This window comes from Methylobacterium sp. ap11 (assembly GCF_900110515.1).
Classification (GTDB): Bacteria; Pseudomonadota; Alphaproteobacteria; order Rhizobiales; family Beijerinckiaceae; genus Methylobacterium; species Methylobacterium ajmalii.
Map to the genome: position 1 here is coordinate 60,114 of NZ_FOEB01000012.1, position 11,932 is coordinate 72,045.

Sequence of the window (11,932 nt, forward strand, 5' to 3'; positions counted from 1 at the left end):
AGGCCGCACCGCAAGCTTAGGCATGGTGCGCTGCACGCAAGATGAACGGAATGCGCCCAACCGCTACGAATCCAGCTCGAAGGCGGAGACGACGTGGCGGGGCCAGCGGCCGGGGGCGACGAAGACCGCGTCGGCCCGGAGCGTCAGGCCGGCGCACCAGGGCGCCCGGGCGATCCAGGCCCGGGCCGCGCGGGACACGAGGCGGCGCTTGCGCGTCGATCGCGACCTGGGCCGCCTCCAGGCTCGGACGGGCCTTGACCTCCACGAAGGCGACGACGCTGCCCCGGCGCACGATCAGGTCGATCTCGCCGCCGCCGAGCGAAACCCGCCAGGCGAGCGGCCGGTAGCCCTTCAGCAGCAGGGCGAGCGCCGCCAGGATCTCGGCCCGCCGGCCGCGGGCCAGGTGGAGCCGGCGCCGGGCCGCCCCGTCAGGCCTCGCCGGCATCGTCGCCGCGGCGGGCCAGCACCAGGGCGCGGGCATAGACCTCGCGCCGCTTCAGGCCGGTCTCGTCGGCGACGAGGCTGGCCGCGTCCTTGATCGAGTGGCGGGCGAGCGCCGCCTCGATCCGGGCGTCGAGGTCGGCGTCGTGCTCCGGCCCCGGCGCGTCCTCGGGCGCGGTGCCGATCACCACCACCACCTCGCCCTTCGGCGGGCCGGAGGCGGCGTACTCGGCGGCGAGGGAGGCGAGGTCGCCCCGGCGCACGGTCTCGAACAGCTTGGTCAGCTCGCGCGCCACCGCGGCCGGGCGGGTGCCGCCCAGCACCTCGGCGGCATCCGCCAGCATCTCGGGCAGGCGGTGGGGCGCCTCGAACAGAACCAGCGTGCCCGGCACGCCGCCGAGCATCGCCAGGCGGTTGCGCCGGGCGCCGCTCTTCTGCGGCAAGAACCCCTCGAAGAAGAACCGGTCGGTCGGCAGGCCGGCCGCGACGAGCGCCGTGATCGCGGCCGAGGGCCCGGGGATCGGGGTCACGGAAAGCCCGGCCGCGATCGCCGCCTGGACCAGCTTGAAGCCTGGATCGGAGACGAGCGGCGTGCCGGCATCCGAGACCAGCGCCAGGGCCTCGCCGCCCTGCATCCGGGCGATCATCCGGTCGCGCACCCCCTCGCCCGAATGCTCGTGATAGGCCACGAGCGGCGTGGTGATGCCGTAATGGGCGAGCAGCGTGCGGGTGACGCGGGTATCCTCGGCCAGCACCGCGTCGGCGGCGGCGAGCGTCGCGAGGGCCCGGAAGCTCACGTCCTTCAGGTTGCCGATCGGCGTCGCCACGACGTGCAGGCCGGGGGGCAGGGGATCGGCCTCCGCGGCGAGGCCGAAGGCGGTGTAGACGGCCGGACCCCGGCCGGTGGCGGACCGGTCCGGAGACCGACGGCGGGAATCGTCGCTGCGCTGGGTCATCGCGCGCGACACTGCCACGGCTTCCCGCCCCCGCGCCATCGCGGCGTGGCCGGGAGCGGTCGTTTACTTTTCCCCGGCAGACTTTATGCACCGGGCACGTTCGTTGCCGATTCGTTGCGCGCGGGGCGCGGCGGGCCGGCCGGACCGGGGGGAGCGGGCGATGGGGGGCATCGGCCTCGACACTCTGAAGCGGTTGGGATGGGGCGGCGCGCTGCTCGCCGGCCTGCTGGCGCTCGGCGCCTGCGGCGGGGTCGACAGCCCGGTCGTCGCCACCCGCGCGCCCGCGCCGGAGGCTCCCGCCGCGCCGCCGCCGGGCGAGCCGGCGACGCTCGGCACCGGCAGCGTCAAGGTGGCGCTGATCCTGCCGCTCTCCGGGCCCGGGGCCGCGGTGGGCGCCAGCCTGCGCAACGCCGCCGAGCTGGCGCTGCAGGAATCCCAGAGCCCCGACCTGAAGCTCCTGGTCAAGGACGACCGCGGCACGCCGGACGGCGCCCGCGAGGCGACGGCGTCGGCGATCGCCGAGGGCGCGGAGCTGGTCATCGGGCCGCTCTTCTCCGCCACGGTGCAATCCGCCGCCGCCACGGCACGGCCGGCCGGCAAGCCGGTGATCGCCTTCTCGACCGATGTCAGCGTGGCGGCCCGCGGCGTTTACCTGCTCAGCTTCCTGCCGCAGACCGAGGTCGACCGGATCATCGACGCCACCACGGAAGCGGGCCGGCGCTCCTTCGTGGCCCTGATCCCGGAAACGACCTACGGCAACGCCGTCGAGGCGCAGTTCCGCGAGGCGGTGGCGCGCCGCGGCGGCCGCGTCGTCGCGATCGAGCGCTACCCCGCCGGCAACCCGGCGGCGGCGATCGGGCGGCTCGCCCCGCTGATGACCGGCCCGGCGCCGCAGGCCGACGCCCTGTTCCTGCCCGACACGCCCGACGGGCTCGCCGCCGCCGGGGCGGCGCTCACCCGCGCCGGCTTCAACCCGGCCCGGGTCCGCCCGGTCGGCACCGCGGTGTGGAACGACCCGCGGGTCTTCGCCCTGCCGGCCTTCCAGGGCGCCTGGTTCGCCGCCGCCGACCCGGCGGGCTTCACCGGCTTCGGCCAGCGCTACCGGGCCCGGTTCGGCACCGATCCGGTGCGGGTCGCGACACTCTCCTACGACGCGGTGTCGCTCGCCGCCGCGCTCAACCGGCAATACGGCTCGCAGCGCTTCGCCGACACCACGCTCACCAACCCGTCGGGCTTCGCCGGGATCGACGGGACCTTCCGGTTCCGCCCGGAGGGCACCAGCGACCGGACGCTCGCGGTGTTCGAGATCCGGGGCGGCGGCACCACGATCGTCAGCCCGGCGCCGCGGGCGCTCGGGCCCTCGGGGACGTAAGGCCCCCCGGCGGCGGCGCGAGGCCCCGGGGGGCGGGCCGTCAGGCTGCCAGTTCGGCCACCACGGCGTTGAGCACCGGCGCGCCCTTCGGCGTCGCCGCGAGGCGCCCCTCGGGGGTGCGGGCGACGAGCCCGGCCCCGACCAGCCCGGCGATGCGCTCCGGGTCGAGGGGCCGGCCGGCCAGCGCGGCATAGCGGGCGGGATCGATCCCCTCGCGCAGGCGCAGGCCCATCATCAGGAACTCGTCGGCCTGGTCGCCGGGGCTCAGGGCCTCGGTCTCGAGGAGGCCGTGCCCCTCGCCCTCGGCCCGGGCGAGCCAGGCCTCCGGGTTGCGCTCGGTCGAGGTCCCGGTGCGGCCCTCCGGCAGGACGAGGCGGCCATGGGCGCCCGGGCCGATGCCGGCATACTCGCCGTAGCGCCAGTAGAGCAGGTTGTGGCGCGATTCGGCGCCGGGCCGGGCGTGGTTCGAGATCTCGTAGGCCGGGAGGCCCGCACCGGCGCAGACCTCCTGGGTCACGTCGTAGAGGATGCGCGCCGCGTCGTCGTCCGGCACGGTGAGCTTGCCGGCGGCGGCGAGGCCGTAGAACGGCGTCCCCTCCTCGATGGTGAGCTGGTAGAGCGAGAGGTGCTCGGCCGCCCGGGCGATCGCCCCGCGCAGCTCGGCGGCCCAGGCCTGCGGCGTCTGGCCCGGGCGGGCGTAGATCAGGTCGAAGGAATAGCGCTCGAAATGCGCGGCGGCGGTCTCGACCGCCCGCATCGCCTCCGCGGTGCTGTGCAGGCGCCCGAGCGTCTTCAGCGAGGCGTCGTCGAGGGCCTGGACGCCGAGCGAGACCCGGTTGACCCCCGCCGCCCGGTAGCCGCGGAAGCGCTCCGCCTCGACACTGGTCGGGTTGGCCTCGAGCGTCACCTCGACGTCGGGCGACACGCTCCAGGCGCCCGCCACCGCATCGAGGAGCGCCCCCACGGTCTCCGGCTCCATCAGCGAGGGCGTGCCGCCGCCGAGGAAGATGCTGGTGACCGCGCGGCCCGGCGCGAGGGCGGCCGCGTGGGCGATCTCCCGCGCGAAGGCGGCCCGCCAGCGCGCTTGGTCGAGGCGGGTGTGGCGGACGTGGCTGTTGAAGTCGCAATAGGGGCACTTCGCGGCACAGAAGGGCCAGTGCAGGTAGACCCCGAAGCCGACGTCCCGGGTCGGATGTTCGATCATCCAGGGGATGTGCCGGCCTTGGCGCCGCGGCGCAAGGGGCGGAATGCCCGCAGGAGCGCTCCTGCTACGCCGGCAGGCCGTGATGCCGGCGGGCGATCAGGCATTCCGGGTCGCCGGGCTCGCAGGTGCGGCAGACCTCGGGCCGCACCGCGTAGACCTTGCACGCCACCGTCTCGCCGATCCGGCCCTCCAGCGCGCTGCACCGGTCGCCCTCGCAGCGCATCCGCCCGGCCGGGTCGTCGACATAGGCCTCCGGGATGCGCGCGAGGTCGGCATCGTCCTCGATGCTGAAGCGCGGCCACTCCGCCGAATAGGCGCAGCAGGCGCCGCAGGACTGGCAGGCGAAGCCCGCCGGATCGGCCGGATCCGCGGCGAGGCTCACGGGGACAGTCCCGGGGAGACGGGCGGGATCGGGCGCGGGCGGCCCTCGTCGTCGATCGCCACGAAGGTGAACACGCCGACCGTCACCTTCTCGCGGGTCTGGGTGCGGAAGCGCCGGGCCCAGGCCTCGATCTGGATCCGCATCGAGGTGCGGCCGGTGCCGACGACCTGGGTGTAGACGCACAGAACGTCGCCGACCCGGACAGGGCGCAGGAAGGTCATGCCGTCGACCGCCACCGTGACGACGCGGCCCTGCGCCCGCTCGACCCCGGCGATGCCGCCGGCCTGGTCCATCTGCGACATGACCCAGCCGCCGAAGATGTCGCCGTTGGCGTTGGTGTCGGCCGGCATCGCGATGGTCCGCACGGTAAGCTCGCCCTGCGGCCGCGCCGCCGCCGCGTCGGCGGTGCCGTCCGTCGTCCCCTCGTCCATCTTCGTCATGCTGCCCCCCTGGTCTCCCGGTCGAGCATAGGGCATCGAGACGCCGGAGCGCGAGCGCCTCGAATCGCCGATTGCACCCCGCGGTTTCATCCCCGGGCGAACGGACCTAGAGTCGGCGGCACGCCACATCAATCAGCCGGAGGACGCATCATGATCCAGGGCCACCCCACCAGCGGCGCCGAAGCCGACCGCGACTGCCCTGTCCCGCTCGCGACCCTCGGAGAGATCTACCGGGCCGAGCCGGAGGACCTGCCGGACCTCCTCGACGCCCTGCCGGTCGAGACCCGCGCCAAGCTCGCGGGCTACCTCTACGCCAAGAGCCACACCCACAAGCTCGGCCTCGTCGTCGCCCGCACCTGCGGCAAGGACGACCTTGTGAAGGCGCTGGGCGAGATCGGCACCGTCGTCCACGGCCAGGCGCACCTGCCGCCGCCCAAGCCCGTCCAGGCCGCCCCGGCGCAGCCCCAGGCGCGCAAGATCAGCCTGGGCGGCTCGGGCTCGAAGCGCAGCTTCGACTGAGGGGCAGGTCGGCCGCCCCGCGATGGGGACGGCCGACCGCCGGCGCCCGTTGCCGTCGAAGCACCCGGCGGGGTGATCGCGTCACCGCAGCTCCAGCGTCAGGCTCCGGAAGCGCTTGCCGTCCCGCGACTCCCCGCACGGCTTGCCGTCGGAGCCCAGGGCCTCGCCGTCGTCGCTCAGCACCTGCACCCGGCCGCCGGCCGGGTCGACCAGCAGGCCTTCCGGCTGAAAATCGGGAATCGCCGCGAAGGCCGCGGCGGCGCCCTCGATCCGGACCGGCTTGTCCGCGGGCGTGCCCGACCAGCGATAGAGGTCGAACGGCTCGCCCCCGCCGCCCGCTCCCCCCGCCAGCACCAGGTAGGCCTTGGCCCCCGGCGCGTAGGCGATGTCGCGGATGCCGCGGCCCTTGAGGTCGAGGGCGACCGGGGGGCCGAGCCGCGGGGCGGCGCCGGTAATCGCCTCGGCCGGGTTCTCCAGCGGCACCAGCAAGGCGTTGGCGTCGGTATCGAGGGGGTTGCGCAGGCCGAGCCAGAGGGACTTCTCGTCCGGGCGCGGCGCCATGCCCTCGATGTTGAAGCCCTTGCGCTTGGGGTCGAGGTCGTCGCGCGCCGGCACGTCGAGACCGATCCGCGCCGCCAGGAGCGGCGACAGCGCCGCGAAGGCCTGGGGCAAGGAGCGGATCGCGGTGCCCTTCGGGGTGAGCGCGGGCGTGCCGGCCGGGTCCGTCACCGCCATGGCGGCAAGCCGGCCGCGGCCCGGGCTCTGCTTGCCGCCGTGACGGCGGCTGTGCGAGCCGAGCAGGTAGAGGTCGGGGCCGAGCCAGGTCGCGGATTCGAGGTCGGCCTTGCCGTCCTTCTCGCCGAGGCCGAGCGGTGCCGCCAGATCGGCGCCGTCGAGGGGCAGGGCTTCGCCGCTCGTGCCCGCCCGGTAGAGCCGTACCACGGTCGACTCGTCGTCGACCACCAGGAAACGGTCGCCGAAGCTGCCGCGCGGATACGGCACGGCACCCGACGCCTCGCACATCCCGCGATGCTCCAGCAGCGGACCGACCTTCACCGGCTCGGCGGCAGCGGCGAAGGCCGTGACGGACGAGACGAGGGCGGCGAGGAGCGGCAGGGGGCGAGGCATCACGGGTCTCCCGGATTCCTGTTGCAGGCGGGTGCCGATCGGGCGCCCCGAGCGGCCTCCACGGGATGGCCCGGAGGTGGCGAAGGCGACCGTCGAACGGGGGTTCGCGAGAGGGGCCCCGCCTCAGCCGCCGGTCATCGGCGGGAAGAACGCGACCTCGGCCGCGCCCGCGAGCGGCGTCTCGGGCTTGGCGTGGACCCGGTCGACGGCGGCGCGGACCACGCCCTCGGTCTCGAAGGCGTACGCGTATTCCTCGCCGCGGCCCTTCAGGAAGGCGACGAGGTCGGCGACGGTCGCGACCTCGGGCGGCAGGTCGAGGGTCTCCTCGGGACGGCCGATCCGCTCGCGGACCCAGGCGAAGTAGACGAGCTTCATGGGGTGGCGCTCATCTCTCGTCGTCGATCACGTGGCGGATGCCGGAGCGCATGTAGTCGTAGCCGGTGTAGAGCGTCAGCGCGGCGGCGAGCCACAGCAGCACGAGGCCGAGCGTGCCGTTGCCCGGCAGCACCCGCTCGCCGGCCGGGCCGGCGATCAGCACGCCCAGCGCCACGAGCTGCACCGCGGTCTTCCACTTGGCGACCCGGCTCACCGGCACGCCGACCTTCAGCTCGGCGAGGTATTCGCGCAGGCCCGAGACCAGGATCTCGCGGCACAGGATGACGATGGCGGCCCAGAGCGACCAGCCGCGGATCGTGCCGTCGGCGCAGAGCATCAGGAGGCTCGCGGCGACGAGCAGCTTGTCGGCGATCGGGTCGAGCATCCGCCCGAGCGCCGAGCTCTGCGAGTAGGTGCGGGCGACGTAGCCGTCGAGATAGTCGGTGATCGCGGCCGCGACGAAGACCGCGACGGCGATCCACCGCGCGGTGTCGTCCTGGGGCCAGAACAGCAGCGCCACCACCACCGGAACCGCGACGAGGCGGCCGTAGGTCAGCATGTTGGCGAGGTTGAGGGCCGTCGAGCGGCGCCGGGGCACGACCACGTTCATCGCCTTCGGTGAAACCACGCGGGGGGAGGGGGCGTCAACACGGCTGAACCCGGACAGGGCCTCGCGGATCCCCCCACCTCACGCATCGGCGTGGAAAAAGTCGTAGACCGCCCGGGCGGTCGCGGCATTCACGCCCGGCGTCCTCGCCAGATCCTCGAGGGCGGCCCGCTCGATCGCCTTCACGGTCCCGAAATGGTGCAGGAGCGCGCGCTTGCGCGTCGGCCCGATGCCCGGGATCTCGTCGAGGGGGTTCTTCACCATCTCGCGCTTGCGCTTGGCCCGGTGCGCCCCGATGGCGAAGCGGTGAGCCTCGTCGCGCAGGCGCTGCACGAAGTACAGGGTCGGGTCGCGCGGCGGCAGGCGGAACGGCGCCTGGCCGGGCACGAAGAAGGTCTCGCGCCCCGCATCCCGGTCGCGCCCCTTGGCGATGCCGACGAGCGGCACGTCGGTGACCCCGACCTCGTCGAGGGCCTTGCGGGCCGCCTCGAGCTGGCCGCGGCCGCCGTCGATCAGCACGAGGTCGGGCCAGGCCGGAAACGCCTCGGTGTCGTTCGGGTCCGGCGCGGGCTCCGGCTCCGACGGGCCGCCCGCGGCGGCCGCCACGCTCGCCTCGGCCCTGGTGCGCGGGTGTTCCTTGACGAGCCGGGCGAAGCGGCGCTGCAGCACCTCGCGCATCATGCCGTAATCGTCGCCGGGCTTCACCTCCTCGGACTTTATGGTGAAGGTTCGGTAGTGAGTCTTCATGAAGCCGGTGGGACCTGCGACGATCATCGCGCCGACCGCGTTCGTCCCCATGATGTGCGAGTTGTCGTAGACCTCGATGCGGCGGGGCGCCGCCGCGAGGTTGAACGAGGTGCCGAGCGCGACGAGCAGCTTGCCCTGCGAGGCGGTGTCGGCCAGGCGCCGGGCCAGCGCCTCGCGGGCGTTGCGGGCGGCGTACTCGACGAGGTTCTTGCGCTCGGCGCGTTTCGGGCAGTGGATCTCGACCCGGTTCTCGCTCTTGGTCGAGAGCGCGGCGGCGAGGAGCTCGGCATCCTCGATCTCGTGCGAGACCAGCACCAGCCGGGGCGCCGGCTTGTCGTCGTAGAACTGGGCCAGGAACGAGGCCAGCACCTCGTCCGGCGTCATGCTGCGGTCGGCCTTCGGGAAGTAGGCCCGGTTGCCCCAGTTCTGCCAGTTGCGGAAGAAGAACACCTCGATGCAGAACTGCCCGGCCTGCTCGTCGAGGGCGAAGACGTCGGCCTCCTCGATCCCCTGCGTGTTCACGCCCTGCACGCCCTGGATGGCGGCGAGCGCGGCGATGCGGTCGCGGTAGCGCGCCGCCTTCTCGAACTCCCAGGCGTCCGAGGCCGCCTGCATCTCGGCGGCCATCCGCTCCTTGATGGCGTTGGACTTGCCCGACAGGAAGCCCCGCGCCTCCGCCGCGAGCCCGGCATAGTCCTCGACCGAGATCTCGTTCGTGCAGGGGCCCGAGCAGCGCTTGATCTGGTAGAGCAGGCAGGGCCGCGAGCGATTCTCGAAATAGCTGTCGGAGCACGAGCGCAGCAGGAAGGCGCGCTGGAGCGCGTTCACCGTGCGGTTGACCGCCCAGACGCTGGCGAAGGGGCCGTAGTAATGCCCGGCCCGGCGCCGCGCCCCGCGATGCTTGACGAGCTGCGGCGCGTCGGAATCCGCCGTGAGCAGGATGTAGGGCAGGGACTTGTCGTCCCGCATCAGCACGTTGAAGCGCGGCTTCAGCTGCTTGATGAGGTTGGCCTCGAGCAGCAGCGCCTCGGTCTCCGTCGCCGTGGTGACGAACTCCATCGAAGCCGTCTCGGCGATCATCCGGGCGATGCGGTTGGTATGCGCCTGGCCCCGCGCGTAGGAGCCGACCCGGTTCTTCAGGTTCTTGGCCTTGCCGACGTAGAGCACGTCGCCCTTGGCGTCGAACATCCGGTAGACGCCCGGCGAGGACGGCAGGGTGGTCCAGAACCGGCGGATCACCGCGGTGCCGGCCTGGATCGCCCCGGCCCCGGCATCGAGGTCGAAGTCGATCTCCGGCGAGGTATCGAGGGCGTCCACCGTCTCGTCGTCCTCGATCGCGTCGAGGGCGTCGGGCGGCACGTCGTTCCCAGGCTGTCGGCTCATCCCCGCGATGTAGGCGCCGCCGCCGCCGCTGGAAAGACCGCGCACAGGCGCTAAAAGGCCACCGGCGGCCGATGCCCCCGAAGACCGACGGACAGAGGAACCCCCGCCCGCATGAGCCTGCGCGACTGCCGCGTGCCCCGCATCCCGCCGATCCGGTGCGACCGGCCGGCGGTGCGCACGATCGAGAACGCCCTCTACCTGCCGCACAGCGAGGCGCGGGGCCGGCCCTCGGCCCTGTTCGACGCGGCAGGGCGCTTCGTGCCCGAGAGCGTGGATTACCGCGGCACCGTGCCGTCCTGGCAGCGCACCGACTGGCCGCAGGACTGGTCCTCGGGCCTGCCGGCGGACGTGCACGAGGCGCCGGAGGAGACCTACCTCTTCCTCGGCGGCGCCCACCTGCATTACGGGCACTTCCTCGTCACCACCCTGCCGCGGTTCTGGCCGCTCTTGTCGGGACGGCCGGCGGCGCCGATCCTCTGCTACGCGCCGACCGATCCGGCCCTGTGGCAGCCCTACCGTTTCGCCCTCGACATCCTCGCTCGCCTCGGCCTCGACGTGCGCGACATCCACGCCTTCGAGGGGCCGCGGCGGCTGCGCCGCGTCGTCGTGCCGGCCCCGGCCTTCCAGGAAGAGGCCTACGGCCACGCGGTCTTTCGCGACCTCTGCCTCGGGATCGGGGCCGGCTGCCACGCGCCCGAGGAGGTCGATGCCGACGACCGGCCCGCCTACCTCGCCAAGACCCGGCTCGCCGGCGGCGTGCGGCGCTTCGCCAACGAGGACGAGGTGACGGAGATCCTCGCCCGCGCGGGCGTCGAGATCCTGCACCCGGAGACGATGAGCTTCGCCGAGCAGGTCCGGCTCTTCGCCCGGCGCCGGGTGGTGGCGGGTTCCCTCGGCTCGGCCCTGCACACCGCCCTGTTCGCGCCGCCCGGCCGGCGCGTGGTGGCGCTCAGCCCCGGGCGCACGATCAACCCGACCTTCCGGCTCGTCGACGTCCTGTGCGGCAACGCCGTGTCCTACCTCCACCAGCCCGGCACGGCGGAGGCGGCCCCCGGTGCCTTCGGCAGCCAGCACCACCTCGCCGACCCGCGGGCGGCGGCCGAGGACCTGCTGCGGCGCATGGAGCGGATGGCGGCGTCGCCGGTGCGGGGAGGCCTGGCGGGGACAACATCGCGCCTCGCGGGGGCGTGGTCTCGCCTCACCGGCCGCGGCGTCCCGTAAGCCGCGGGGCCGGGCGGCGCAGACGCGACGAAACCCACCGCGTCGTCCCGCGGCTGTCCGGGGACCGGGAGCCGGGCGACACAGTGGGTTTTCGGGTCCGTCCCGTTCCGGCCTGCGCGACCGCGTCTCTCAATCGAACAGGGCGTCGATGTCGGTCTGGTCGACGTGGCCCGGATCCTCGTCGAGCTTCGGACCGTTGAGGAGGCTGCTCTCGTCGTCGATGCTGACGCCGCCGGCGGTCTCGCCGATCAGGTCCTTGAACGCATCCAGGCCGCCCCAGGCGTCGATCATCCGGTCGATGTGGTCCTCGACGAACTTGAGGACGTTGACGATCTTGCTGATCCGCTGGCCGGTCAGGTCCTGGAAGTTGCAGGCCTCGTAGAGCACGACGGTGCGGTCGAGGATGGCATCGACGCTGGAGCTGTCCTTCAGCCCGCCGGTCGAGCGCAGCACCGAGGCGTGGGTCTCGATCTCCTCGACGGCGGCCAGGATGGTGGTGGTCGCCCGCTCGGTCGCGTCGACCACGGCGTCGAGCTCGCCGGCGGCCCGGCGCACGCCCTTGCCGTCGAAGTCCTGCCGGTGCAGCACCGCGATCTCGTGCTTGGTCCGGCCGATGGCGGCCTTCATCACGTCGAGCTCGGTGCGCATGCCGTAGACTTCGGCCATCTCGCGACGGCAGGCGTCGATCACGTCGCCGGTCGTGGTCTGGGTCAGCCGCTTCAGCTCGTTGACCGTCGCCAGGATCTCGGAGATCCGGTCGTCATTGGCCGGGTTCGGCTGAGGCGACGCCTCGACCGGAGCATGGGAAACGCCGAGACTTTCCTCGATGCGGAAGCGCTTGTTCTTCATGGATCCGAGAGAGCCTGCAACCGCGGCCGCATCGTACGGCCCACGCGGTGCAGTCTCGCCAGGATTGATTGCGAATTGCTGAATGCCGGCGACGTCGCGGCATGTGGTGACGAAGGATTCACGATGCCGGCGGATTAACGATTCGACGCAAGGGTTTAGCGAAACGCTCACCACGTTCCTTCACCGCCCGGTCCCCGCCGATCCGCTCTCCTGTCGCCAGCGACGGCGATCGGTCGGACGGATCTTTGAGGCGGGTTGCGATGGTGATGCGCAGGATGGTGCTGACCGGGACGGTCGCGGCGGGGCTG

The 11,932-nt window shown here is 73.3% G+C and carries 12 protein-coding genes and 1 pseudogene; 3 read left to right on the forward strand and 10 right to left on the reverse strand.

The genetic code is table 11. The features are described from left to right. Nucleotides 1-63: 63 nt before the first annotated feature. Together BMX97_RS18375 and rsmI are read right to left on the reverse strand one after the other, a co-directional pair. Nucleotides 64-445, reverse strand: a pseudogene (locus BMX97_RS18375) (YraN family protein). Further along, nucleotides 429-1,397, reverse strand: coding sequence for a 16S rRNA (cytidine(1402)-2'-O)-methyltransferase (gene rsmI / locus BMX97_RS18380; RefSeq protein ID WP_177202277.1), 969 nt, complete (start codon nucleotides 1,395-1,397; stop codon nucleotides 429-431). Before rsmI ends, BMX97_RS18375 begins: the two are co-directional and overlap by 17 nt. 160 nt (nucleotides 1,398-1,557) lie before the next feature. On the opposite strand from rsmI, the gene BMX97_RS18385 reads away from it, so the two are divergent. After that, nucleotides 1,558-2,769 carry a penicillin-binding protein activator gene (locus BMX97_RS18385; RefSeq protein ID WP_091752786.1) on the forward strand — a complete coding sequence of 404 codons (1,212 nt, stop codon included), beginning with the start codon at nucleotides 1,558-1,560 and terminating at the stop codon, nucleotides 2,767-2,769. Nucleotides 2,770-2,809: 40 nt separating this feature from the next. Here the strand turns inward: BMX97_RS18385 and hemW are convergent, their stop codons facing one another. The 3 genes from hemW to yciA form a co-directional block, all read right to left on the reverse strand. Continuing rightward, a complete protein-coding gene (hemW, locus tag BMX97_RS18390; RefSeq protein WP_091752787.1) occupies nucleotides 2,810-3,973 on the reverse strand; it encodes a radical SAM family heme chaperone HemW in 1,164 nt (387 codons plus the stop codon). Between the two features lie 64 nt (nucleotides 3,974-4,037). After that, nucleotides 4,038-4,355: a YkgJ family cysteine cluster protein gene (locus BMX97_RS18395; RefSeq protein WP_091752788.1), complete on the reverse strand. Its 318-nt coding sequence runs from the start codon at nucleotides 4,353-4,355 to the stop codon at nucleotides 4,038-4,040. Beyond that, nucleotides 4,352-4,786: an acyl-CoA thioester hydrolase YciA gene (gene yciA / locus BMX97_RS18400; RefSeq protein WP_091752872.1), complete on the reverse strand. Its 435-nt coding sequence runs from the start codon at nucleotides 4,784-4,786 to the stop codon at nucleotides 4,352-4,354. The genes BMX97_RS18395 and yciA overlap by 4 nt, the downstream gene beginning before the upstream one ends. A 159-nt stretch (nucleotides 4,787-4,945) precedes the next feature. Here yciA and BMX97_RS18405 point away from each other — a divergent pair, with 159 nt between their 5' ends. Further along, complete coding sequence (locus BMX97_RS18405) at nucleotides 4,946-5,314, forward strand: hypothetical protein (protein ID WP_091752789.1); 369 nt, start codon at nucleotides 4,946-4,948, stop codon at nucleotides 5,312-5,314. 81 nt (nucleotides 5,315-5,395) lie between these two features. Here the strand turns inward: BMX97_RS18405 and BMX97_RS18410 are convergent, their stop codons facing one another. The 4 genes from BMX97_RS18410 to uvrC form a co-directional block, all read right to left on the reverse strand. Then, nucleotides 5,396-6,442, reverse strand: coding sequence for a DUF3616 domain-containing protein (locus BMX97_RS18410; RefSeq protein WP_143074649.1), 1,047 nt, complete (start codon nucleotides 6,440-6,442; stop codon nucleotides 5,396-5,398). 123 nt (nucleotides 6,443-6,565) lie between these two features. Beyond that, nucleotides 6,566-6,817, reverse strand: a complete 252-nt coding sequence (gene moaD, locus BMX97_RS18415; protein ID WP_091752790.1) for a molybdopterin converting factor subunit 1 — start codon at nucleotides 6,815-6,817, stop codon at nucleotides 6,566-6,568. A gap of 10 nt (nucleotides 6,818-6,827) precedes the next feature. Continuing rightward, the gene (gene pgsA / locus BMX97_RS18420) at nucleotides 6,828-7,427 is read right to left on the reverse strand and encodes a CDP-diacylglycerol--glycerol-3-phosphate 3-phosphatidyltransferase (RefSeq protein ID WP_060846701.1); all 600 of its coding nucleotides are present in this window, start codon (nucleotides 7,425-7,427) and stop codon (nucleotides 6,828-6,830) included. A 78-nt stretch (nucleotides 7,428-7,505) separates the two neighbouring features. Continuing rightward, nucleotides 7,506-9,554, reverse strand: coding sequence for an excinuclease ABC subunit UvrC (gene uvrC, locus BMX97_RS18425; protein WP_091752873.1), 2,049 nt, complete (start codon nucleotides 9,552-9,554; stop codon nucleotides 7,506-7,508). A gap of 111 nt (nucleotides 9,555-9,665) precedes the next feature. On the opposite strand from uvrC, the gene BMX97_RS18430 reads away from it, so the two are divergent. Beyond that, nucleotides 9,666-10,775 (forward strand): glycosyltransferase family 61 protein, encoded by a 1,110-nt coding sequence (locus BMX97_RS18430; RefSeq protein ID WP_091752791.1) that lies wholly within the window; start codon nucleotides 9,666-9,668, stop codon nucleotides 10,773-10,775. Nucleotides 10,776-10,904: 129 nt separating this feature from the next. Here BMX97_RS18430 and BMX97_RS18435 read toward each other — a convergent pair whose 3' ends face one another. After that, entirely contained in the window at nucleotides 10,905-11,624 is a 720-nt protein-coding gene (locus tag BMX97_RS18435) for a chemotaxis protein (protein WP_091752792.1), read from the reverse strand. Between the last annotated feature and the right edge of the window lie 308 nt (nucleotides 11,625-11,932).